The sequence below is a fragment of the Arthrobacter sp. FW306-07-I genome (assembly GCF_021800405.1).
GTDB lineage: Bacteria > Actinomycetota > Actinomycetes > Actinomycetales > Micrococcaceae > Arthrobacter.
Genome location: NZ_CP084550.1, coordinates 4,224,929 through 4,247,265, shown reverse-complemented (window position 1 = coordinate 4,247,265; position 22,337 = coordinate 4,224,929). Strand labels below are relative to the sequence as shown.

21 protein-coding genes and 1 rRNA gene are annotated in these 22,337 nt (G+C 65.4%); 16 read left to right on the top strand and 6 right to left on the bottom strand.

The window, feature by feature from the left end; all coding sequences use genetic code 11:
• Positions 1 to 37 precede the first annotated feature (37 nt).
• Positions 38 to 340: a hypothetical protein gene (locus LFT46_RS19695; protein ID WP_236800206.1), complete on the bottom strand. Its 303-nt coding sequence runs from the start codon at positions 338 to 340 to the stop codon at positions 38 to 40.
• Positions 341 to 607: 267 nt separating this feature from the next.
• Between LFT46_RS19695 and LFT46_RS19690 the strand changes: the two genes are divergently transcribed.
• The 4 genes from LFT46_RS19690 (at position 608) to LFT46_RS19675 (ending at position 7,156) form a co-directional block, all read left to right on the top strand.
• Positions 608 to 2,065 carry a DUF3375 family protein gene (locus tag LFT46_RS19690; RefSeq protein WP_236820786.1) on the top strand — a complete coding sequence of 486 codons (1,458 nt, stop codon included), beginning with the start codon at positions 608 to 610 and terminating at the stop codon, positions 2,063 to 2,065.
• The gene (locus LFT46_RS19685) at positions 2,058 to 2,876 is read left to right on the top strand and encodes a DUF4194 domain-containing protein (RefSeq protein ID WP_236820785.1); all 819 of its coding nucleotides are present in this window, start codon (positions 2,058 to 2,060) and stop codon (positions 2,874 to 2,876) included. Before LFT46_RS19690 ends, LFT46_RS19685 begins: the two co-directional genes overlap by 8 nt.
• Positions 2,873 to 6,349: an ATP-binding protein gene (locus LFT46_RS19680; protein WP_236820784.1), complete on the top strand. Its 3,477-nt coding sequence runs from the start codon at positions 2,873 to 2,875 to the stop codon at positions 6,347 to 6,349. Before LFT46_RS19685 ends, LFT46_RS19680 begins: the two co-directional genes overlap by 4 nt.
• 123 nt (positions 6,350 to 6,472) lie before the next feature.
• Positions 6,473 to 7,156, top strand: a complete 684-nt coding sequence (locus LFT46_RS19675) for a hypothetical protein (RefSeq protein ID WP_236820783.1) — start codon at positions 6,473 to 6,475, stop codon at positions 7,154 to 7,156.
• A 76-nt stretch (positions 7,157 to 7,232) separates the two neighbouring features.
• On the opposite strand, the gene LFT46_RS19670 is transcribed toward LFT46_RS19675, so the two are convergent.
• The gene (locus LFT46_RS19670) at positions 7,233 to 7,727 is read right to left on the bottom strand and encodes an FBP domain-containing protein (protein ID WP_236820782.1); all 495 of its coding nucleotides are present in this window, start codon (positions 7,725 to 7,727) and stop codon (positions 7,233 to 7,235) included.
• Positions 7,728 to 8,081: 354 nt separating this feature from the next.
• Between LFT46_RS19670 and LFT46_RS19665 the strand changes: the two genes are divergently transcribed.
• The 6 genes from LFT46_RS19665 (at position 8,082) to LFT46_RS19640 (ending at position 14,374) form a co-directional block, all read left to right on the top strand.
• A complete protein-coding gene (locus LFT46_RS19665) occupies positions 8,082 to 9,170 on the top strand; it encodes an iron-siderophore ABC transporter substrate-binding protein (RefSeq protein WP_236820781.1) in 1,089 nt (362 codons plus the stop codon).
• A 4-nt stretch (positions 9,171 to 9,174) separates the two neighbouring features.
• On the top strand, positions 9,175 to 10,263 hold the full coding sequence (locus tag LFT46_RS19660; protein WP_442863699.1) for a FecCD family ABC transporter permease: 1,089 nt from the start codon (positions 9,175 to 9,177) through the stop codon (positions 10,261 to 10,263).
• 20 nt (positions 10,264 to 10,283) lie between these two features.
• Complete coding sequence (locus LFT46_RS19655; protein ID WP_236822088.1) at positions 10,284 to 11,357, top strand: FecCD family ABC transporter permease; 1,074 nt, start codon at positions 10,284 to 10,286, stop codon at positions 11,355 to 11,357.
• 1 nt (position 11,358) lies between these two features.
• Positions 11,359 to 12,174: an ABC transporter ATP-binding protein gene (locus tag LFT46_RS19650; protein ID WP_236820779.1), complete on the top strand. Its 816-nt coding sequence runs from the start codon at positions 11,359 to 11,361 to the stop codon at positions 12,172 to 12,174.
• A 59-nt stretch (positions 12,175 to 12,233) separates the two neighbouring features.
• Positions 12,234 to 13,241: a siderophore-interacting protein gene (locus tag LFT46_RS19645; RefSeq protein ID WP_236822087.1), complete on the top strand. Its 1,008-nt coding sequence runs from the start codon at positions 12,234 to 12,236 to the stop codon at positions 13,239 to 13,241.
• Positions 13,242 to 13,531: 290 nt separating this feature from the next.
• Positions 13,532 to 14,374, top strand: coding sequence for an SGNH/GDSL hydrolase family protein (locus tag LFT46_RS19640; RefSeq protein ID WP_236800197.1), 843 nt, complete (start codon positions 13,532 to 13,534; stop codon positions 14,372 to 14,374).
• Here the strand turns inward: LFT46_RS19640 and LFT46_RS19635 are convergent.
• Positions 14,371 to 14,676, bottom strand: coding sequence for a YciI family protein (locus tag LFT46_RS19635; RefSeq protein WP_236800196.1), 306 nt, complete (start codon positions 14,674 to 14,676; stop codon positions 14,371 to 14,373). The genes LFT46_RS19640 and LFT46_RS19635 overlap by 4 nt on opposite strands.
• Positions 14,677 to 14,735: 59 nt before the next feature.
• Here LFT46_RS19635 and LFT46_RS19630 point away from each other — a divergent pair, with 59 nt between their 5' ends.
• A complete protein-coding gene (locus LFT46_RS19630) occupies positions 14,736 to 15,221 on the top strand; it encodes a MarR family winged helix-turn-helix transcriptional regulator (protein ID WP_236800195.1) in 486 nt (161 codons plus the stop codon).
• 56 nt (positions 15,222 to 15,277) lie between these two features.
• On the top strand, positions 15,278 to 16,039 hold the full coding sequence (locus LFT46_RS19625; RefSeq protein WP_236800194.1) for an SGNH/GDSL hydrolase family protein: 762 nt from the start codon (positions 15,278 to 15,280) through the stop codon (positions 16,037 to 16,039).
• A 30-nt stretch (positions 16,040 to 16,069) separates the two neighbouring features.
• Here LFT46_RS19625 and LFT46_RS19620 read toward each other — a convergent pair whose 3' ends face one another.
• The 3 genes from LFT46_RS19620 to LFT46_RS19610 all read right to left on the bottom strand — a co-directional run bounded on the left by LFT46_RS19620 (position 16,070) and on the right by LFT46_RS19610 (position 18,877).
• Positions 16,070 to 16,618, bottom strand: coding sequence for an FAD:protein FMN transferase (locus LFT46_RS19620; RefSeq protein WP_336885538.1), 549 nt, complete (start codon positions 16,616 to 16,618; stop codon positions 16,070 to 16,072).
• Between the two features lie 247 nt (positions 16,619 to 16,865).
• Positions 16,866 to 17,411: an FMN-binding protein gene (locus LFT46_RS19615; protein WP_236800192.1), complete on the bottom strand. Its 546-nt coding sequence runs from the start codon at positions 17,409 to 17,411 to the stop codon at positions 16,866 to 16,868.
• Entirely contained in the window at positions 17,408 to 18,877 is a 1,470-nt protein-coding gene (locus LFT46_RS19610) for a ferredoxin reductase family protein (RefSeq protein ID WP_236820778.1), read from the bottom strand. The genes LFT46_RS19615 and LFT46_RS19610 overlap by 4 nt, the downstream gene beginning before the upstream one ends.
• Before the next feature lie 314 nt (positions 18,878 to 19,191).
• On the opposite strand from LFT46_RS19610, the gene rpmB reads away from it, so the two are divergent.
• The 4 genes from rpmB to LFT46_RS19590 all read left to right on the top strand — a co-directional run bounded on the left by rpmB (position 19,192) and on the right by LFT46_RS19590 (position 22,087).
• Positions 19,192 to 19,428: a 50S ribosomal protein L28 gene (gene rpmB, locus LFT46_RS19605; RefSeq protein ID WP_003798559.1), complete on the top strand. Its 237-nt coding sequence runs from the start codon at positions 19,192 to 19,194 to the stop codon at positions 19,426 to 19,428.
• A complete protein-coding gene (gene rpmG, locus LFT46_RS19600; protein ID WP_013602737.1) occupies positions 19,428 to 19,595 on the top strand; it encodes a 50S ribosomal protein L33 in 168 nt (55 codons plus the stop codon). The genes rpmB and rpmG overlap by 1 nt, the downstream gene beginning before the upstream one ends.
• A 2-nt stretch (positions 19,596 to 19,597) precedes the next feature.
• Entirely contained in the window at positions 19,598 to 19,903 is a 306-nt protein-coding gene (gene rpsN, locus LFT46_RS19595; protein ID WP_009358853.1) for a 30S ribosomal protein S14, read from the top strand.
• A 661-nt stretch (positions 19,904 to 20,564) separates the two neighbouring features.
• Positions 20,565 to 22,087 (top strand): 16S ribosomal RNA (locus LFT46_RS19590).
• The last annotated feature ends 250 nt before the right edge of the window (positions 22,088 to 22,337 follow it).

Below are 22,337 nucleotides of genomic sequence, written 5' to 3'. Positions count from 1 at the left end.
CGGTGTAGCCATGGATCCGCCGGGGTTGGAGAACCCTTCAGCTGTCCCTCAAGATTACCCGCGGGTAGGTTCCCGTGCCAGGGGACGTTTGGCCCTGGAAGTCCCCGGGAAGGTCCACGGCGGAGGCGCGGTGGACCACCTTGTCCCAGCCCGCGTTGATCCCGTGAACTACAGCCAGGAGTGTGTTGGCCACCACCATCCAGGTGAGCTTGCCGGCGCCCAGGACCACCAGGGCGATCAGTCCTGCGGTGAGCACGAATGCGGCCAGGATTGCGCCAAACACCAGTGTCCCGATGAAGACCAAAGTGGCTGTTTCCACGGAGCTTAGATCGAACTGCATGAATCCCCCTGCTGCGACGTTGCTTTGCGAAAGACTGCGGTGGCGAGAACCAGTAGCAGAAGCGTAGGGGGACGGGTGCGCGCCCAGCCAGAGCCGGTGGGGCCTATGTGACTCTTGATACGGGATTGAAACACTACCGGCAGGTAGGTCACGGAGCGGTAGCGGCGGCCTGCGTTAACCTTGTAGTTGGCAGTTTCCGGTCCGTTCTGTTCGGAGCGCCCTGCCCAGACCCCGAACAACCACCAGCCAACAGCCCAAGGAGAGTGTGTGCCCCGCTCCGCCAGGTCATCTGCTGACGCCATCAGCGCCCGGCTCCGGGACCTCGAACTCCTCACAAAGGGACCTGCCTGGGCCCTGACGCGCTCGGCCCCGTGGGTGATCGCGGTACTGCAGGCTTCCTTCACCCGCACACGTCCGCAGGTGCCGCTCGAGGAATTCCATGCCGACGTCGACACCTTCCTTGAGGAGCTCCGGCGCCAGGATCCCGGCCTGGGAGGAGGTGCCAATGGCAAGGCTTTTGGCGATGAGTGGACCCGGCGGCAGTTCCTGACGCGCCGGAACCAGTCCGGCCAGATCGTTTACGAGGCCACCGAGCCTGCCGCCCGTGTGCTCGCCTTCCTCGACAGCCTCTCCAGTGAACGGTCCACTTTGAACGGTTCCCGCCTGGGCACCCTGCTGGGGGACGTGGAAAAGCTCGCCAACGAAACCAACCCGGACCAAAGCGCCCGCCTCGAAGCCTTGGAAGAGGAGATCGAAGAGCGGCAGCAGCTGATCCAGGACATCAGCACCGGCGAGTTCGACGGCCTGCTCGACGACGACGAAGCCGTGGAAGCCGCCGGGAACATTCTGGACCTCGCTGCCAGCCTGCCGGCGGACTACAAGAAGATGCGCGACCGGATCGAGGAACTGGTGGGCGAGCTCCGCAACCAGATCATCGAGGAGTCATTGACCAAGGGCGCCACCATGGCCCAGGTCCTTGAAGCCGACAAGCGGCTGCGCCAGAGCCCCGAGGGCAGGACGTTCCGGTCCTTCACCGCGTTCCTAGAGGACCCGCAGCAGCAGCTTCGCTTCCGCTCCGCAATCGGCGAGGTCCTGAGCCGGCAGTTCGCGGACGACCTCTCACCCGAGGACCGGGAGACCCTGAAGAGCCTGGTGGCCGAGCTCCGCCAGCAGCATAGCCAGATCCAGCGCATCTACGGCAAGCTCAGCGAAAGCCTCAACACGTACGTGCAGAGCGACGACTTCCGCCAGTCGGTCCGGCTGCGGCAGGTCCTGCGCGAAGCCGAGCAGGCCATCCGCTCCCTCCCGTACGAGCGGGAACGCCCCGGCCTTGTTCCGGGGCCGGTCCTGTACAACGCCGGGTTCGAGTCCCTGTCCATGGTCAAGCTCTTCGACCCGGACGAGTTCGCGGCGCCGCCCCGCCTGGCGGACCCCATCGCCTTCACCGACTCGGACCGGGTGCGCTCGCCGCGGACGGGCAAGGCCAAACCGGCGGTGGTCCGGGCGGCCATGGCAGGAGCTGCCACGCTCGCCGATGCATGGCAGCAGCTGCCGCCCGGGGAGCAGCACATCAATTCCATCCGGGCCCTGTTGTCCGAAGCCCTGCACGCCGGGGCCGATTTCAACCGCGGCGCCTGGGACGGCCTGGACTTCGAACAGATAGACGGCTCCACCCGCAGGGCCTACCTGCCGGTGGTCACGCTCGCAAAGGATTCAGATGACTGAGGTTTCACACGACAACGGGCTCGATGAGGCGGAGGACATCCAGCCAGACGCCGAGCAGGTGCCGGCGGCCGAGCGCCCGTTTACCGTTTCCCCGCGCGACACCTTCGTCGACGGCGCTGCGCTGTTCCCCGGCGACACCGGCGTCCTGTCCATGAAGGTGCGCCAGGCCCTGGTGAAGCTGCTCAAGGGGCCGTACATCGACGGCGGCCGGGACGAGAAGCTGTGGACGGTGCTCCTGGACAACCAGGTGATCCTGCGCAGCCGCCTCTCCGAGCTGTTCCTGACCCTGCAGCTGGACCACGAGCGGAAAATCGCGGTTCTTCGCCCTGTTGATCCGGAGGTGATCGGCGGCAGCACCCGGTCCAGCATCCTGCGCCAGCAGCGCGCCCTGAGCCGGGTGGAAACCATCGTGCTGCTCCGCCTCCGCCTGCTGCTGGACCGGCACGTCACCGCCCAGACAGACCCCACGATCACCCGCGAGGAAATCACGGACCTTGTGGCGCACTACCAGCCCGCCGGTCAGCAGGACGCCCTCCGCGACTCCGACGTGGTGACCCGCGCCATCACCAAGCTCCTGGCCCGCCAACTCCTGCTCCCCACGGGCCTGGACGACGTGTACACCATCTCGAACGCCCTGCCCCTGGCCTTGCCGTTCGAAAACATCGGCGACATCCCGGCCCATATCGAAGCCCTGGTAGCCGCCTCGGCCGACCCCACTGGCACAGAAGCGATGCTCGACCTTGAGTCAGATCCTGCGGTTGAGCCTGCCGAAACCGGGGACGACAACGACGACACGGAGGACGCCAAGTGAGCATCGCGAGCATGCTTCCGTTGGGGGATGTCACGAACCCCGGCCAGATGCGCCTTGCGTTGGTGCAGGTGGTCAACTGGGGGACGTTCCATGGGGCCCACACGATGCACGTGGACCGGAACGGCACCCTGCTGACGGGTAATTCGGGCGTGGGTAAGTCCACGCTGTTCGATGCGATGCTGCGGGTTTTCGATGCGCGGCCGCGGTCGAATGAGGCGGCAGCGCAGCGGTCGGGCGGTGCCGTGGAGGACAAGCGGACCACGTTCACGTACATGCGCGGCAAGGTGGGCGACAAGGCCGTGGGCGAGGGGTCGGCGAGTGCCTTCCAGCGCCCCGGTGCCACATGGTCCGCCGTCGCGCTGACGTTCGATAACGCCGCCGGCACGCGGGTGACGGTGTCGGCGCTGTTCGACCTGCCCAAGAATGGCACGGAATCGAGCGTGGGCCGGTTCTACCTGGTGGACAACGTGCCCCTGGACCTGGAGGCGCTGGAGGGCATCGCCGACAAGCGGTTCACCAAGGGTGCGCTGGAGGCGATCTTCCCGCATGCCCAGGTGTTCGACGTGCACAAGGCGTTCGCAGAGCGGTTCCGCCGGCTGCTGGGCATCAACTCGGACCAGGCCCTGCCCCTCCTGCGCGTGATCCAGGCCGGCAAGGGCTTGGGCGGCAGCGTCAACACGTTCTTCCGCGACCAGGTCCTGGACGCGCCCGCAACATTGGCCGCCGCGGACGATGTGGTGGAGGAGTTCAGCAACCTGATGTCCATCCGCCAGCGGCTGGAGGATGTCCGGCAGCAGCGCGACCAGCTGGCGCCGGTGCCGGGGCTGAACCGGGAGTACGCGCAGTCGCTGCTGGACGCGAACCGGCTTCGGGAACTGGTGGGCGAGGAATTCGAGGCCTACAGGCAGCAGCTCGCCGTCACGGTCCACCAGAAGACCCTGCTGCGCTTCCGCGAGCTCGCCCAGGCGAAAGCCAAGGAACTCGGCGCCGAGCGTACGGTCCGGGACGGACTGGCCAAGGAACTGCGGCAGCTGGAAACCGACTACAACAACCAGGGCGGCAACGCGATCTCGGCAATCGAGCAGTCGCTGGAGAACGCCCGGGTGGGGCTGAAGCTCCGCCAACAGGTGGAGGAGGCGGCCCAGCAGGCACTGGCCGACGCCGGGCTGCAGCTTGAGTGGAGCGCCGCTGGCTGGGAGCAGGCCCACGAGCAGGCGGCCGCCCGGTCCGCCGAGCTGAAGGATGATTCGCAGGCCCTGCAGGAACTGCGATTTGAGGCGTTCGATGCGCACGCCGGCCGGAAACGTGAGCTGGCGGCTGCCGAGCAGGAGCTCGTCTCGCTGAAGACGCGCAAGTCCCTGCTTCCGCCGTCGAGCATTGAAAACCGCGCCGCCATTGCCGCCGCAACAGGTATCCCCGAGGACCGCATGCCGTTCGCCGGCGAACTCATGGACCTCGCTGAAGGTGAGGAGCGGTGGCGCCCGGCAGCCGAGCGCGCGCTCCGCAGCCTGGCCACCACCCTGCTGGTGCCGGGTGAGCACTTCGGCGCCGTGACCCGCTACCTCAACGACCACAACGTCCGCGGCGCCTTGCGGGCAGTGGATGTCTCCAAACCGCTCGCCGGCGGCGCGCTGGCCGTGGAGGACGCGCGCGACGGCGACCTGATCACCAAGCTGGACATCCTCGCCTCGGGCACGGCTGCCGAAGCGGGCGAATGGGTGCGCGAGCGCATCGCGCTGGACTTCGCTTTCCCCTGCGTGGAGGACCCCGACGAGCTTGCGGCGCTGGACAAGGGCCTGAGCCTGGGCGGGGTGGTCAAGCGCAACCGGCACACGGTGGAGAAGGACGACCGCTTCACCAGCCGCCAGGACTACGTCCTCGGTTTCGACAACGCCGCCAAGCTGGAACTCGTGGCAGCCCAGGTGGAGGACCTTCGGCAGGAAGTGGCCAAGGCCGCCGAGCTGGCGCAGAGCCGCGAGGACTCACACCAGGGCATGAGCCGGCAGCTCGATGCGCTGCGACGGATCGCCGAAGACGACCGCCCCTGGGAACAGGTATCGGCGGCCGTTGCAGCCGACGAGCTCGCCCGGATCGAGCAGCGGCTCAAGGACGCCCTCGCCGCGCAGGCGAACCTGGAGCCACTCCGCGCCACCATCGAGGAGGTCCGGCAGAAGCACCAGTCCAGCACCGAGTCCGCTGCTGTGCTGCAGAGCGAATACAAGGCACTCGACCGCCAGCTGACGGCTGCGGACACCCTGCTGGAAGCCGCACGCGACCGCCTTGCCCAGGCGCCGCCGTCGGACGCCACCGTCAAAGCCCTGGACCCGTACTTCGCGGAATTTGGCGACGTCACTGAGATGCACGAGCTGGACAACCTGGCCAACCGGGTCCGGACCGCCCTGCTGGGTGAGCTGCACACCGCGGAGTCCCGCGGACAGGCGACGGCCGAGCGGCTCACCCGCATTTTCGAAGGCTTCGTGCGCGAGTGGGGCAGTGCCATTTCGGCGGACCACGGCACCAGCATCGGCGCCGCCAGCGAATTCGAGGCCCGTTACCACGCGATCGTGAACGACGGGCTGCCCGCCCAGGAGGCGGAGTTCCGGCAGTTCTTCAACCAGCGCACCCACGAGTCCTTCAGCACCCTGCTGCACCTGCTGGACGAGGAACGCCGCTCCATCACCAGCCGCATTCTGCCCCTGAACGGCATCCTGTCGCAGGTGAACTTCCACGAGGGCAGCTACCTGGAACTGGACATCAAGCAGACGCTGCCGCCCACGGCCAAGCAGTTCAAGGACGCCATCCAGAACGCCTTGAAGGCGCGTCATACCCGCCCTGCAAAGTCGGAAGCTGGCCGTGCAGAGGGTTCCGGCCCGGAGAGGGACGACGACGGCGAGCTCACCGCCCGCTACAAGACCCTGGAAACCCTGGTCAAGAGGCTCGGCTCGCAGGCACCCGAGGACCGTCGGTGGCGCGCCGAGGTGCTCGATGTCCGCGGGCACCTGTTCATCCAGTGCAAGGAACACCGGGAGGTCACCGGCCCGGCCGCCGGAAAGAAGGGCGGCGTCAGGACCGAGGTGTTCATGCACGCCGACACCGGATCCATGTCCGGCGGCGAGCGGCAGCGGTTTACGGCCTTCATCATGGCCGCGGCCCTCAGCTACCAGCTGGGCATCGCGGAGCAGGGCTTCACCACCTACGGCACGGTGATGATGGACGAGGCGTTCGTCCTCGCCTCCGAGGAGTTCGCAGGCGCCGGGATCAAGGCCCTGCACGAATTCGGGTTCCAGCTGCTGCTGGCTGCGCCTGAAAACGTGATCGACCTGTCCCGGCACCTGGGCTCGGTCACGGAGATCCTCCGCGACCGCCGCACCAACCGCTCGGGCATCCTCACCGCGCCGGTGATCCGGCCCCGTCCGGGGCAGGAAGGGGCCTGGCGCTCCGAGGCGAACCCGGTGGACATCGTCCTGCGTTAGCTGCTGCCGGCGCCCGTACTTTATAACAAATCAATGGATATATCGTTCGGGTGCTGTTGAACGGTGCTGTCCTGGTGCCATCCTGTGGGCATTAACCACTTGCCTTCATGAAAGGCAGCGCAAATGCGCCCAGCACATCGCGCCACCACCTTCATGGCGCTCGCCGCGGCTGGGGCCCTCGGCCTCGCGGGCTGTGCGGACGGCACGGCAGGCGGCGGAGGTGCCTCGACGGGACCTGCCGCCGGGACGAGTGCGGCAGGTCCGCCTGCATCAATCATTCCCGCCGCCACCTCGTCTCCTGCTCCTGCTGGGCCGGTGATCTTCACATTTGCAGACGGCCGCCTGTCCTTTGCGCGGCCGGAGGGCTGGGATGTGAAGCATGAACAGGTATCGGCGTCCCCGGCAGTGGAAATCGCGACAGTCTCCGATGCCGGCGGCAAGGAGCAGGTGGCCATCTACTACAGCCAGGTGGGTGACGTCACGGCCGGCAACGTCTCCAGGTTCGTCCTCGATACTGACCCGGTGCCGGGGTTGATCGGGGCTGCTGTTCCCACGCCCAGTTCATCGTTCTTTGTTGATCACGCTTTCGGCACTGCCACTTACCACATGGGGCTAACGGCGGGACCACCGGTGTCTCCGGACGGTCAGGTGCAATATGGCCTCGTGATGCTCGGCGACCGCATCCTGACCGCAGATGTGTTGTTCGCCGGTGCCCCGTTCCCTGACGATGAGGCGGCAAAAGCCTGGTACTGGAGCGGCGAAGGCCAAATGCTGAAGGCCTTGCTGATGAGTTTCTCCTACCGGTGAGCGGCAAGCGGGGAAGCCCTCCCCCTCCCAAGCGTGGGGGAGGGCTCCCATATGACTGCCTACTTGCCCGGCACTCCTATTTCGACTGGACGCGGGCCAGGAACTGCGCGGTGCGGTCCTGCAGGCCCCGGATCTGGCGTTCCACGACGACGGCCGGGTCCGGATTGATCTCGTTGGCCGGCGGTTCCTTGCGGACATTGCCGCAGCACAGGAATTCGGCGCAGATCAGCGTTCCCACGGTGTTGCCGTCACGACCCGACTGGCCGGCGCGCTTGGCGACCCAGAGGAGCACATCCTCCTTTGAGAACACGTCGCGGCAGAGCTCGCACAACACGGAGCGCTTCTTCCGGGCCCCTCCTTCAGGCGCCCGGAGCATGATTCCGGTAAGGCCCTTGGGTCCGGGAACCACCAGGTAGCCGCGCAGCGGCATCTTCTCATCGCGCCAGCCCAGGAACTCCAGGCTGTCCCAGGCGATGGAGTCAAAGTTCTTGGGTAGCGTGAGCTTTGCAGCTTCCGAGCGGCTGGCGTTGACAAAGGATGAGCGGATCTGTTGAGGCGTGACTGATTGCATGGCTGAACTTTCGTAAAGGGTGGGCGGCCCGGAGCCGGGCCAGGGTAACGAGGGGGGAGTCAGTCAGTCTCCGCGGTGCAGGCCAAAGCGGCCACCCCGCTTTCCACGGCAGCGGCGGTCCAAGTGACCATCTGCGTGCGCATTGTTCCCGTTGTCCTGTTCCTGTTCAGCATCTCGGTGTCTCTGCCACCGGTCCGGCAAGGACATCCTGCCAGTTCAGTGGCTTCCTGTCCAAGGACCTGCGCTCATTTGTGCTCTCCATCACCTTCCCTGCATTAGGCAATGAAAGTGTTGCGTAATAGACATTTACATAGGTTAGCCTTACTTAAGTTTTCGTCTGATTCAAGGAGTCCCGTGACCAGCCCCTTATTCCCCGGCCCCGCACCCACCCGCCGGACGCTCTTCTCTTCCGCCGGCAAGGCTGCGGCGGTGGTGGCCGCCGCAGCCCTCACGCTTTCCGCCTGCAGCACGGGCCCAACCTCCTCAGTTGCGGATGCAGGCAACGCAACCAGCAGCACCGCATTCCCGGTCAGCATCAAGCACGTCTACGGCGAGACCACCATCGAGAAGCAGCCCACCCGCGTTGCCACTGTCTCCTGGGTGAACGACGACGTCGCCATCGCCCTGGGTGTTGTCCCGGTGGGCGTTCCAAAAACTGACTGGGGCGGCAACTCCCAGGGCTCGACACCCTGGAAGGACGCGGCCCTCGAAAAGCTGGGCGCCGGCTTCGGCTCGGACAAGGCGCCGGTCCAGTACTCGGAGGCCGACGGCATCAACTTCACTGAGATCGCCAAGCTCAGCCCCGACGTCATCCTCGCCGCCTACTCCGGTCTCACCGAAGAGGACTACAAGAAACTCAGCGGGATTGCCCCCGTGGTGGCCCATCCGGACGTGGCCTACGGAACCTCCTGGCAGGACGCAACCACCATTATCGGCAAGGCACTGGGGAAGGACACCGAGGCTGCCAAGCTCGTCGCCGACACCGAGGCCACTGTCAAGGACAAGGTCTCCGAGTTCCCGCAGCTCCAGGGCAAGAGCTTCATTTACGGAAACCTGGAACCCGCCAAGGGTGATGGCGTCAACGTCTACACCGCCAACGACAACCGCCCCCGCTTCCTCACGGAAATCGGCATGACCCTGGCCCCGGTGGTTGCGGACAAGTCCCAGGGCTCCAAGGAGTTCTACATTCCGTGGTCGGCTGAGAAGGCGAACGAACTCAAGTCGGACATCTTCGTCACCTGGGTTCCCGACGCGTCCACCGCGGACGCCATCAAGGCCGACCCGCTGCTCGGCCAGATTCCGGCCATCAAAAATGGCGCCCTGGTGGCCGATTCGGACAACACCCTCACCCTGTCCATTTCGGCTTCATCGCCGCTGAGCCTGCCCTGGTCGCTGGATACATTCCTGCCCCGGCTGGCCGCCGCCGCAGATGCCGTGAAGTAGGGGAATTCCCATGAGTACGACGACGGCGCGCCCCGCAGGAGGCACAGGCACGCATGTGCCTGGCAAGGCAGCCGGCGCCACCCTCCGCGGTGATCTTTCGAGAGGGAAGCGGACTGCCTGGCTGGGTGCCGCCGTCGTCGTGCTGGTGCTGCTGGCCGGCACATCGCTGGCCGTGGGTGCCCGTGACGTTCCGCTCGGCAGCGTATGGCGTGCCCTCACTGCATTCGACCCCATGAACGGTGACCATGCCGTGGTCCACGCCCGCATTCCGCGGACTGTCCTGGGCCTGCTGGCCGGCGGCGCGCTGGGCCTGGCCGGGGCCGCGATGCAGGGCGTGGCCCGCAATCCGCTGGCCGACCCCGGCATCATCGGCGTCAACGCCGGCGCCGCCCTGGCAGTGGTCACCGGCATCTACCTCTTTGGTGTCACCACCTTCTCCGGCTACATCTGGTTCGCCTTTCTCGGGGCCTCCGCAGCCGCCGTCGTGGTGTACCTCATCGCCTCGCTGGGGAGGGACGGTGCCACACCCGTGAAACTCGCGTTGGCGGGTGCGGCACTCAGCGCCGGGCTGTCCTCGCTCATGAACGTCATCCTGGTCTCCAGCCAGGACACCCTGGACAAGTTCCGCTTCTGGCAAGTGGGGGGCATCGCGGGCCGGGACTGGTCCGTTCTCCTGCCTGGCCTGCCTTTCCTGGCCGCCGGTGCGCTCATCGTGCTGCTGGCCGGGCGCAGCCTCAACAGCCTGGCCCTGGGGGACGATGTGGCCCGCGGACTGGGGCAGCGGGTTGGCCTGTCCCGTGCCGTGACCGCCCTGGGAATCGTCCTGCTGTGCGGCACGGCAACAGCGCTGGCGGGGCCCATCGGGTTCGTGGGCCTGGTGGTGCCCCACGCGGTACGGTTCCTCACCGGCCCCGATTACCGCTGGATCCTGCCCTTCTCCCTGGTCGCCGCCCCCGTGCTGCTCCTGGGCGCGGACGTCATCGGCCGGGTGGCGCTGCTGCCTGGCGAAGTCCCGGCGGGCATCATGACCGCCCTGGTCGGTGCTCCGGTGTTCGTGTGGCTGATCCGCCGCGGCAAGGGAGCCGGGCTGTGAGCCTCACCAAACCCCGCGAGATGGCACTTAACGGCAGTCCTGCGCGCAGACATTGGGGTTATCTGCCATCTCGCGGAGGAAACCGGACCGCGATCCTGGCCGCCGGTGTGATGCTGATGTTTTTCGCATCGGTCCTGCTGGGCAGCTACACGGTGACCATTCCGGATTTCTTCACCATCGTCGCCAACCACCTGACCGGCGGACCGAGGATGCCAGGCGCCAGCTTCATCGTGATGGAGAGCAAGCTGCCCCGGGCCGTGATCGGCACCCTGATCGGGATTGCCTTCGGCCTGGCGGGCGCTCTCTTCCAGACCATGCTGCGCAACCCCCTGGCCAGCCCGGATGTCATCGGCATCAGCTCCGGCGCCAGTGCCGCCGCCGTGGTTGCCATCGTCGTATTCGGGGCAGCCGGCGCCGCGGTGTCCGGGGCGGCGCTGGCGGGGGCCCTGGCCGTTGCTGCCCTGATTCACGCAATCTCGAGCGGCGGGAAGCGCCGCGGAACCGGTCGGGGCAGCGCTGCGGGAAACCGGCTGGTGCTGGCCGGGGTGGGCATCGCCGCTGCCCTGCAGGCTGTGGTCAGCTTCCTGATGACCCGCGCCGACATCCGCAGCGCCGCCGACGCCCTCGTATGGCTCAACGGATCCCTGAACTCCGCCAACTGGGAACGCGCAGGCATCCTGATCCTCGCGCTCGCGGCGCTGGTCCCCGCCGTCGCGCTCATCGCCGGGCCGCTGCGAATCCTTGAGCTCGGTGACGACGCCGCTGCGGGCCTCGGCGTCCGGGTGAACACAGCGCGGCTGGTCTTGGTGTTCGTTGCGGTGTCACTGGCAGCAGTGGCGACGGCGGCAGCCGGGCCGGTCTCATTCGTCGCCTTCCTGGCCGGGCCCATCGCCCGCCGCGTGACCGGGAAAGCCAGCCTGCCGGCGTCGGCCCTTGTGGGTGCACTGATTGTCCTGGCCGCGGACTACTTCGCTGCCAACCTGGCGCCCCTGCTGCTGGACGGCACCGTCCTGCCGGTGGGCGTCATTACCGGTGCGCTCGGCGCCCCGTTCCTGCTGTGGCTCCTGGTCACGGCCAACCGAAAGGATGCCTGACGTGGCAGTTCTCGAAGCCCAGGACCTGACCCTCAAATACGACCAGCGCTGCGTCGTGGACGGGCTCAGCGTCCGGATCCCCGAAGGAAAGGTGACCATGATCGTGGGCGCCAACGCCTGCGGAAAATCCACCCTGCTCCGCGGCCTGTCCCGGCTCCTGAAGCCCGCTGCCGGCACGGTGGCCCTGGACGGCAAGGACATCCACACCCGCCCGGCCCGGGAGCTGGCCCGTACCTTGGGCCTCTTGCCCCAGCACCCCACCGCTCCGGACGGCATCACCGTGCGCGACTTGGTGGGCCGGGGCCGCTACCCGCACCAGGGCTTCTTCCGCAGCTGGAGCGAAAAGGACGACGCCGCGGTGCAGCGCGCGCTGGAAGCCACCGGAACGCTGGAGCTTGCCGGGCGCGACGTGGACGAGCTCTCCGGCGGGCAGCGGCAGCGGGCCTGGATCGCGATGGCGCTGGCGCAGGAAACCGAGGTCCTGCTGCTGGACGAGCCCACCACCTACCTCGACCTGGCTCACCAGGTGGAAATCCTGGACCTGGTGACGGACCTGAACCGCACCCGCGGCACCACAGTGGCCATCGTCCTGCACGACCTAAACCTCGCTGCACGGTACGCGGACAACGTCATCGCCATGAAGGACGGTGCGGTAGTGGCCATGGGTTTACCGGCTGAGGTGGTGACCGAAGGCCTGGTCCGTGACGTGTTCGGTTTGGACAGCAGTGTCATCCCCGATCCCGTTTCCGGTACCCCACTCATCATTCCCATTGGCCGCCACCACGCCACAGCCAACGAACTGGAGCTCATCCCGTGAGAACCCGCGAAACCGCAGCAGCCCAGCCAATCGCCGCGCAGCCGGTGTCGGCCCAGCCCATGAGCCTGGCTTTCGAGGTCACGGTCTCCGCCGTCCGGCAGCTCAGCCCCACGTTCCGGAGGATCACGTTCGGCGGCTACTCGTTGCGGGACTTCGGCGTTCATGGGGAGACGCGGGACCTGCGGATCAAGCTCGTGATTCCGTCGCTGGCCGCGGACGGCACACCCCTGCCGCTCCCAGCCTTCCAGACGAGTGATGCCGGCTGGTACCGGAACTGGCTGGCGATGGATCCGGATCTGCGCGGCTCGATGCGCACCTACACCGTCCGGGAAGCCCGGCTGGACGGGGTGTACCCGGAGATCGACGTCGACTTCGTGATGCACGTGGACGGGGACGGGCTGGCCGGGCCGGCCGCGGGTTGGGCATGGAACGCCCAGCCCGGCGACGCACTGACCATCATCGGCCCCAACAACCGGGCCGCGCACTGCATCACGGCGGAAACCTACTCCGGCATCGAGTGGCGCCCGGGCCTGGCCCAGCGCATCCTGCTCGCCGGCGACGAAACAGCCGTCCCGGCCATCTCCGCCATCCTCGAAACCCTCCCGTCATACATGAGCGGCCACGCGTTCCTGGAGGTTCCACAGGCGGGCGACTTCCTGGAACTCAGCTCTCCGGCCGACATCGAGATCACGTGGCTGGCCCGCGGTGCCGCTATCGGCAGGTCCCGGCCGCACGGTCAGCTGCTGCAGGAGGCGGTCCGCAAAGCCGTCCCCGTGCCCGGCTGGGTGGGCATCAAAGTGGACGACGGCGGCGCAGGGCCCGAGCCCGAAGACGTCAACGTCGATGAAGACATCCTGTGGGAGACACCCGCCCGCCTGGGCACCGAGGGGATCAGCGCCACCAGGAACCCCCACCTGCCGGCCGGCGCACTGCCCTTCTACGCCTGGATCGCGGGCGAAGCCGCCGTCATCAAGGACCTCCGCCGGTACCTTGTCCGGGACGTAGGGATTGACCGGAAGCAGGTGGCGTTCATGGGTTACTGGCGGCAGGGCAAGGCCGAGGGGTAGGGTTTCTTCCTCCTGGCTGGCTCCGCCGCCGGCGCCGTTTTGCCGTCGCTTAGACACCTCCCGACGCTTCGCTCGGCCGCGGGCGGCCTTGCTCCGCTCTGGTCGGCGATGCGCTCCTACGCAAAACCGCGCCGCTGGCTTGTCGCGCACGGCACCTAAACGCCCGCTCATCTTTGGTTGCTTTCCCGCCAACGCCCGCTCACTTTTGGTGGGCCAAACCGAAACGCGCGCTCACTTACTGTTCATCCCGGCGTCGTACTTCCTTTTCCTTCCGCCGTTACGTTGGGGCGGTGCCTGAATCCTTGCTTCCTGATTCCGGGCGGCGGGTGTTTGTTGCCCTTGGGGACTCGTTTACCGAAGGGGTGGGGGACCGGGATGAGCGGTTGCCCAACGGGGTGCGGGGCTGGGCCGACCGGGTGGCCGAGAAACTTGCCAAGGCGCAGCCCGGGTGGAGATACGCCAACCTGGCCATCAGGAGCAAGCGCCTGCGGCACATCATCGTTGAGCAGCTGGAACCCGCACTGCGGATGCGGCCCACACTAGTCACCCTGTACGCCGGCGGCAATGACATCCTGGACCTGAAAACGGACATGCCCGCGCTCATGGAGGCGTACGAGCAGCTGGTCGCGAAACTCGCCGGCACGGGTGCGGTTCTTGTCCTCTTCACCGGTTTCGACGTCAAGGTGTCCGCGCTGCTGGAGCCGCTGAAGAAGCGCAACACCTACTACAACCAGCGGGTTCGGGAGATTGCGGAGAAATACGGGGCCGTACTGGTGGACTACTGGTGCCTGGACGCGTTCCACGACCGCCGGATGTGGGATTCGGACCGGCTCCACATGTCCAGAGCCGGGCACAAATACCTGGCGGGCCAAGTTCTGGACCAGTTGGGCGTTCCGCACAAGATCAAGCCCAAGGACTGGGAACCGCCGCCCAGGCTGGGGCTGCGCGAATGGGAGCGGCGGCAACGGCGCTGGGTCCACGACTGGGTCCTGCCGCTCTTTGGCCGCAAGCTCCGCGGCGTCACGCTGGGGGACACGCTCACCCCGCGCTGGCCGCAGCCGGTGAGGGTGCCGCGGAAAGGCGGACTGAAGAAGCTGGCCGCAGAAGAATACGACGGCGGGACGGCGCCTTAGGCGGTAGGCGCGGGCGGGGTGTCCAGCAGGATTTCGTACCCGGAGGCCACCCGGCCGGCGTGGAACTCCATCACTTCGAAGTCGGCAACACCGTTGGTGTAAAACGGATCCTGCGCCAGGCTCGCATCGAGGGTTTCCCGTTCGGCCTGCGAGAGGAGCAGCCCTCCGGTCCGGGGAATCTTTCGGCCGGCGGCGATGAACACGCCGTCGTCGAACGCCTTCTGCAGCCAGGCGATGTGGGCGTCGTTGTGGAAGTCGACAATCTCCTGGGGCACGCGGTAGGTGAGGGAGACAACATACATGCGGCAAGCCTACCGGGGCCGGAGCGGCTGGTTGAAAGATCAATCGTAGAATGGGGACCATGACCGAACCCCGCTGGCTGACCGCTGACGAACGCCGCGCCTGGCTGGCACTGGTGAGCATCAACACCCTGCTGCCGGCGGCCCTGGACACCAGGCTGCACGCTGCGGGGAAGCTGTCCCTCTTCGACTACACCGTGCTGGCCATGCTCTCCGAAGCGGAGGACCGGTTCCTGCCCATGAGCGAACTCGCTGCCCGCAGCAGCGCGTCGCTGTCCCGCCTTTCGCACGTGGTCACCAAGCTGCAGAAGCGGGGCTGGGTGGAACGCCGTCCGCACCCCTCCGATGCCAGGGTGACCACCGCGCACCTCACCGAGGAAGGCATGGCCACTATCGTGGGGCTGGCTCCAACCCACGTGGAGGACGTCCGGGACCTGTTCCTCGACGCCCTGACTGAGCAGGATGTGCTGGACCTGGCCCGCATCGGCGAAAAAGTGGTGGGCCGGCTGGACACGGACCATTGGATTCTTCGCGAAAAGCCGGCCTGACCCGGGCAGACGCCGGTCGATTGGTTGCTTCTGGCAACGGATGGCAAACTAGCCGCATGGATTTCACTTCCCGGTTCGTGGCACTTGGCGACTCCTTCACGGAGGGTGTTGGTGACGACGATCCCACGCGCCCCAACGGTGTCCGCGGCTGGGCAGACCGCGTAGCTGAACAGCTCTGCGCCGCCGATCCCAACTTCGGTTACGCCAATCTCGCCATCCGGGGTAAGAAACTCCGCCAAATCCTGGCAGAGCAGGTGGACGCCGCCGTCGAACTTAACCCCACCCTGGTGACCATCTACGCCGGTGCCAACGACATCCTGCGTCCCAAAGTGGACATCGACGACCTCCTGGCGGAATACAACGACGCCGTCGGAAAGTTGTCTGCAACCGGCGCCACCGTGGTGATGTTCACCGGATTCGATGCCCGGGGTTCAAAGGTTTTCGGCACCATGCGCGGCCGCACGGCCATCTACAACGAGCTGGTCCGGGGGATCGCGGGGGACCATGGCGCCCTGTTGGTGGACTACTGGCGCTTCAGCGAGTACTACGACTGGGGCATGTGGGGGCACGACCGGATGCACATGTCCGCCGCCGGCCACGGCAACATGGCCAAGCGCGTCCTTGAGGTCCTCAAATACGACCACTCCATCGACGTCCCGCCCATGACGCCCGTCCCGGAGCTGAGCCGTTCCGAAGCCATCCGCGCCAACGCCCAGTGGTTCCGTGAGTATGCAGCGCCGTGGGTGGTCCGCCGCGTCACCGGCAAGTCATCCGGGGACAACCTGCAGCCCAAGTACCCGCAGTTCACCCGGCTGTAGCGGGAATACCGGCCAACCGCCCAACCCGCGTCAGGAGGGCTGAAAGCCCGGCGTGGCCAGCATGGAGCCGTCGGCCCGGATGGCCATCACAGCAACATCCCACCCGACCGCGGCGCGGTTCAGCATGCGCGTCCCGCCGGCGACGATTGCGGTGGCCAGGACATCGGCGGTAACGATGTCCGCGGCTGCCACGGTGACCTGGACGAATTCGCCGCCGTTTCCCACCCGCCAGATGTGCTCGCCGCGTTCGGCAGAGCCGGATGTGGCTATTGCCGCGTGGCGGCTGTTCCCGCCCAGCGGATAACCGGTGATCAGGGTGCGGCGGTCCGCGGGATCCACGACGCCGGCCTTCCACGGCTGCGTTCTTTCGGGATGCGGCGAGCCGCTCACCAGGACGTCGCCGCCGGCGTTGAGGCACCAGTCCCGCCAGCCCAGGGCCAGCAGCGACGTTCCTGCCTCGCGGATGGCATGGCCCTTGACGATCCCGGACAGGTCCAGCACGCCGTCAGGCCTTTCCGGGGTGAAGGCGCCTTCCGTGCGGAGCCGCCATTCATGCGCCTCGGCGTACCGTTCGCGCATCTGCGCCGGGGCCTGCGGAAGCTTCAGGTCACCCCGGGCCAGTTTGCTGGCCTCCGAATCGGGGCGGTACAGGCTGAACGTTTAGTCCAGGTCCCGGAAAAGGCATTCGACGACGGCGGTGGCGGCGCCCAGCTCATCGAACCCCGGCTGCCCTTCCGCGGGGGAGTCCACGGGCATGGTGAGCCCGATGACGGTTCCCATGCACTGAAAAGTGCGCGCCTTCAATGTGCTGGTCGCCGTCCGGGGGTCAGAGGTTTGCTGCATCGATGGCTGCCTGGAGTGAGGTCAGGTACGCGTCGCTGGTGATGGTGGCGCCGCTGACGGTTTGGACATTTGCCGACTGTGCCGCGAGGACCTTGCTGCGAAGCAGGGGAGCCGCGCGGTTGCTGATCTGGATGGACTTGCCGTCGGTATTGGTGAGCTGGAGGGCTGTGACATCCGTGATTTTCCCGTTGGCCACCGTGATCTGGACCTGCACGGGACCGAACCGGGTCTGCACCGTGTTGCCCTTGTAGGTGCCGGCGGCCGAGGAGTTCGAGGACCCGGAGGAGCCGGACGACCCTGAGGTACCTGAGGAGCTGGACGGGCCGGCGGCTCCGGAAGTGCCGGCGGTGCCCGAAGACCCGGACGTTCCCGGGCCGGACGAGCCTGTACCCGTCGAACCCGTGGTGCCTGCCGCCGTCGTACTCGATGCGACGGTGCTGATGCCGCCTGCCTGCGTGCCCGTCTGCCAGCCCGCCAGGAGGATCCCGGCGGAGGCCAGGGCCGCTGCAATTGTTCCGCGTATTTTCACCAGTCAAACCTTTCGTGATGGATCTGTTCCTCGGGGACGCCGGCCTTCCCGGCGTCCGCTATGACGTTGGCCGCCCACACCGCCGGGCCGCAGACGTAGACGTCCGCATCCGCGATGTCCGGCACGTAGGAGGTGAGGCTGTAACCGCTCCGGACGGCGTCCTCGGGAAGCCACGTGGACGTGGTGCGGGAGCGTTGTCCCGTGAGGTGGAAGAGCCGGACGCCGCGGGCTTGGCAGAGGTCGAGGATCTCGCTGCTGAGATACAGCTCCTGGTCTGTATGGCCGCGGAGCAGGACCGTCGCCTCGCCGGGTGCAAAAGGCGTGGTTTCCAGCAATGCCCGCAGGGGCGTGATGCCAATCCCGGCGCCGATCATCACCACCTTGTTCCTGGTCCGGGCAGCTGTGCTGAGCAGGCCGTAAGGGCCCTCCAGTGCCACTTTGGTTCCCTTCCGCATCCGGAGGAGCTGGGCGGAGCCATTGCCAAGGTTGCGGACCGTCACCCGCAGGGTCCCCTGGCCGTCCGGGCCGTTGAAGACGGGTTCGGCGGACAGGCTGAAGGGGTGGGGATGCCACCACATGCCCGGGGAGAGGAAACGCCAGATGAAGAAGCGTCCGCCCGTTCCAGCCAGCTGGTCAAGCTTCCGGCCCCGCATCACAATGTTCACCACGCCCGGTGCCACGGGCTCAACGCGGGCCACGGTCAGCTGGTGCCGTGCCGATGCCAGTACCGGCTCCAGGATGCGGAAGTACACCAGGGCCGTACCGGTGTAGATGCAGATGGCAAGCCAGTACCAGCGCTGCCACGTCCCGGCCGCAAAGAGGCCGCCCACACTGAACTGGTGCGGGATCGAGGTGGCAACGGCCGCGTACGTCAACAGGTGGACCACGTACCAGAACTCGTAGGGGAAGCGGCGGCGGACAGCCACCAGCGACGTCACCACGACGGCGATGAACAGCGCCATGGAGACGAAGGCCAGCCACATGTCGGGCACCTGCGTCCACAGGTTGATGGACCCGCTGACCGGGTCCAGTCCTTCTGCCATGCCATACCCGATGGCCAGCAGCGCGCCGTGTGCCAGCAGCAGGTAGAGGGAGGGTTTCCCCAGTTTGCCGTGGAACTCCAGCGCGCGGTCGTGACCGATGGTGCGGTCAATGAAGGGGATCCTTGCGGCCAGGAGCAGCATGAGCAGGACCAGGTCCATGCCCGCCAGTCCGGCTACGACCCCTGCCGCCGTGAACAAAGAGGCGGGCGACGTGATGTCGGTGGCCCCGCCGTCGGCAAGCCACAGAGCGATTGCGGCGGCAACGGACGCCCAGGCAATGACGGTCAGGAGATCCGTCCGCAGCATGCGCTGGCGGTGTTGCCGGGAGAACCAGCCGCGGGCGGGGCTCTTTGTGGTCGGTGATAGCTCCGGGCGGCCGGAGCTGCTTGCAGCCGGTGATGCCGGCAGGAGCTGCGTGTTCATGCATCCAACATGCTGGGCGAAGCTATGCCGCTGCTGTGAAAAGGGGCAACCGCAGGCTGTGACCTTGGACGGCGGCGGCGCCCTTATACACCCGATTGGTCTTTAATTGCGTCAACTCGTAGACTTGGTAGGCGCTAAGTGCGCGGAGCGTGCGCAATTGCTCCGGTTGCCCGGTAATTTTCTCCAGGGTGGCCGGTAGTTAGGGGCTCAAGTTGCGTAACTAACCGTTGCCCGTACATTCTGTGGGTCGCCCTTAGCAGCATGGTCCAGCAGCAGATATGCGGATCATTACTTTCAATTCTTGAGGAGAAGTCATGGCAGCACACTGCCAAGTGACCGGGGCCGAGCCGGGCTTTGGGCACAGCATTTCGCACTCGCACCGCCGCAACAAGCGTCGGTTCGATCCGAACATTCAGAAGAAGCGCTACTGGGTTCCGTCCCTGCGCCGTAATGTCACGCTGCAGGTTTCTGCAAAGGGCATCAAGACCATCGACGTACGCGGCATCGACGTTGTCGTCGCCGACATTCTGGCTCGCGGGGTGAAGCTCTAGTGGCTAAGGACAAGGACGTACGTCCCATCATCAAGCTCAAGTCGACCGCGGGCACGGGTTACACCTACGTAACCCGCAAGAACCGTCGTAACGATCCTGACCGCATGGTCCTGAAGAAGTACGACCCCAAGATCCGCCAGCACGTCGAATTCCGAGAGGAGCGCTAAACATGGCTAAGAAGTCCAAGATTGCTCGCAACGAGCAGCGCAAGGTCATCGTTGAGCGTTACGCTGCTAAGCGCCTCGAGCTGAAGAAGACCCTGGTTGACGAAAACGCAACCGACGAAGCACGCGAAGCAGCCCGCCTGGGCCTGCAGAAGCTGCCCCGCAACGCGTCCCCGATCCGTCTGCGTAACCGCGACATCATCGACGGCCGCCCCCGTGGCACCTTCCAGAAGTTCGGCATCTCCCGTGTTCGCTTCCGCGACATGGCACACAAGGGCGAACTCCCGGGCATCACCAAGTCATCCTGGTAATCCAGCACCGCTGATACCAGCTGCTTGAGAAGGGCCGGCAACCTTAGGGTTGCCGGCCCTTCTGCGTTTAAGTTCCTCCCCTGCGCGCTGGGGAGCGCCACGTTGGCGCCTGTGCCGGAGACCACAGAAGGGAATCACGACGACGGCAGGCAGCCTGGGCGGCACAATGGCCCGTCCTGCCGCGCAATTCCGGGGTTTTCACCGCTTCCGGGCGACGGTTTGCGGTGGGCCCCGACTCCGTGTATTGTTTTCTAAGTCGCCGCGGGGGAGACAGTGAAGAACTGATCACCACGGGCGGCCAAAACCCCCAAAAATCAAAGCCAGAATCTGGTTGCTCTTTAGGGCGCTGGAAACTGGTGGGGAACCGACCTCCATATCGATGAGAATCCTGAAAGACGGGTTTGCGTCGGATGCGGGGATCGGGTAAGTTTGAAAAGTTGCTCCGGAGCGATCCTGAACGTTGGTTTGGGTGGTGCCGGGTGTGTCTGTTGTTTGAGAACTCAATAGTGTGCCAAGTTTGTTGATACCGATTATGTAATGTGATTGGTTGATTGTGCTGTGCCGCCACGCCGTGGTGTGCATGGTGTTTTTGGCTGGTTTCAAATTTTGTGCAGCCGTGGTCGCCGTTATTTCCGGTGGTTGTGGTTGTGTCTGTTTGTTTTCAACGGAGAGTTTGATCCTGGCTCAGGATGAACGCTGGCGGCGTGCTTAACACATGCAAGTCGAACGATGATGCCAGCTTGCTGGTGGATTAGTGGCGAACGGGTGAGTAACACGTGAGTAACCTGCCCTTGACTCTGGGATAAGCCTGGGAAACTGGGTCTAATACCGGATATGACTGATCATCGCATGGTGGTTGGTGGAAAGCTTTTGTGGTTTTGGATGGACTCGCGGCCTATCAGCTTGTTGGTGGGGTAATGGCCTACCAAGGCGACGACGGGTAGCCGGCCTGAGAGGGTGACCGGCCACACTGGGACTGAGACACGGCCCAGACTCCTACGGGAGGCAGCAGTGGGGAATATTGCACAATGGGCGAAAGCCTGATGCAGCGACGCCGCGTGAGGGATGACGGCCTTCGGGTTGTAAACCTCTTTCAGTAGGGAAGAAGCGTAAGTGACGGTACCTGCAGAAGAAGCGCCGGCTAACTACGTGCCAGCAGCCGCGGTAATACGTAGGGCGCAAGCGTTATCCGGAATTATTGGGCGTAAAGAGCTCGTAGGCGGTTTGTCGCGTCTGCCGTGAAAGTCCGGGGCTCAACTCCGGATCTGCGGTGGGTACGGGCAGACTAGAGTGATGTAGGGGAGACTGGAATTCCTGGTGTAGCGGTGAAATGCGCAGATATCAGGAGGAACACCGATGGCGAAGGCAGGTCTCTGGGCATTAACTGACGCTGAGGAGCGAAAGCATGGGGAGCGAACAGGATTAGATACCCTGGTAGTCCATGCCGTAAACGTTGGGCACTAGGTGTGGGGGACATTCCACGTTTTCCGCGCCGTAGCTAACGCATTAAGTGCCCCGCCTGGGGAGTACGGCCGCAAGGCTAAAACTCAAAGGAATTGACGGGGGCCCGCACAAGCGGCGGAGCATGCGGATTAATTCGATGCAACGCGAAGAACCTTACCAAGGCTTGACATGAACCAGACCGGGCTGGAAACAGTCCTTCCCCTTTGGGGTTGGTTTACAGGTGGTGCATGGTTGTCGTCAGCTCGTGTCGTGAGATGTTGGGTTAAGTCCCGCAACGAGCGCAACCCTCGTTCCATGTTGCCAGCGGGTAGTGCCGGGGACTCATGGGAGACTGCCGGGGTCAACTCGGAGGAAGGTGGGGACGACGTCAAATCATCATGCCCCTTATGTCTTGGGCTTCACGCATGCTACAATGGCCGGTACAAAGGGTTGCGATACTGTGAGGTGGAGCTAATCCCAAAAAGCCGGTCTCAGTTCGGATTGGGGTCTGCAACTCGACCCCATGAAGTCGGAGTCGCTAGTAATCGCAGATCAGCAACGCTGCGGTGAATACGTTCCCGGGCCTTGTACACACCGCCCGTCAAGTCACGAAAGTTGGTAACACCCGAAGCCGGTGGCCTAACCCCTTGTGGGAGGGAGCTGTCGAAGGTGGGACTGGCGATTGGGACTAAGTCGTAACAAGGTAGCCGTACCGGAAGGTGCGGCTGGATCACCTCCTTTCTAAGGAGCACCTACAATGATCCGTCGCCAATGCATGTTGGTGGTGGGTGTGTTGTCAGGAGTAAAGGCCCGTTGCACGGACGACTGTTCCGTGGCGGGTGCTCAAGGGTGGAATATCAACAAATAGCGGCTGTCTGGTCTTGTGGTCTTCTTTAGTACGAACCCTGGTGGTTCTGGAACGGTGGGCCGGGGGTTTTCCGGGTGGTTTAGTGTTTGGCACACTGTTGGGTCCTGAGACAACAGGACCGGG